This is a genomic window from Vibrio sp. RM-41-2B, assembly GCF_024744415.1.
Taxonomy (GTDB): domain Bacteria; phylum Pseudomonadota; class Gammaproteobacteria; order Enterobacterales; family Vibrionaceae; genus Vibrio; species Vibrio diabolicus.
Genome location: NZ_JAMQWD010000002.1, coordinates 1 through 466 on the forward strand (window position 1 = coordinate 1; position 466 = coordinate 466).

Consider the following 466-nt stretch of genomic DNA (forward strand, 5'->3'; position numbering starts at 1 on the left):
AACGCATAGTAAAAATGCCTCGCGTGCCGAATCACTCTTGAACAATTTGTTATACGAACTTCTCCTTCAGTGCCAGAACTTGTTGTTCAAATAACTCACAATCTGACTTTGAGTATGACTTAGCGACATTAACCCATTGAACGCCCGTTTCATCTATGTGGCGAAACTCGACTTGAAGCGCATATTTAGAACAACGAAGAAGAGCAAAAACGAAACCTACAGCCGTCAAACTAAGAACTAAAACTTGTAGCCATTGCGGTGCCTCTTCAAAGCTTGGAATGGCTAACCAAACAGCCCCTGAAAAAATAAACACCCAGAATAACACTTGACCTAAATTATCAAGAAAACTTAACTTTTTAACCCTAGCATTGTTTATCTTAGACAAAGGATATGAGTCTTTCTTAAACCTGAACTCTTTTGAATCCAAGCTAAAATCAGTACTCTTGTACATAAATTCCCTCTATTC

General features: G+C 38.2%; 1 protein-coding gene. It reads right to left on the reverse strand.

Annotation, left to right across the window (positions count from 1 at the left end; genetic code table 11):
• Positions 1 to 49 precede the first annotated feature (49 nt).
• A complete protein-coding gene (locus tag NB463_RS00055) occupies positions 50 to 451 on the reverse strand; it encodes a hypothetical protein (protein ID WP_170891515.1) in 402 nt (133 codons plus the stop codon).
• Between the last annotated feature and the right edge of the window lie 15 nt (positions 452 to 466).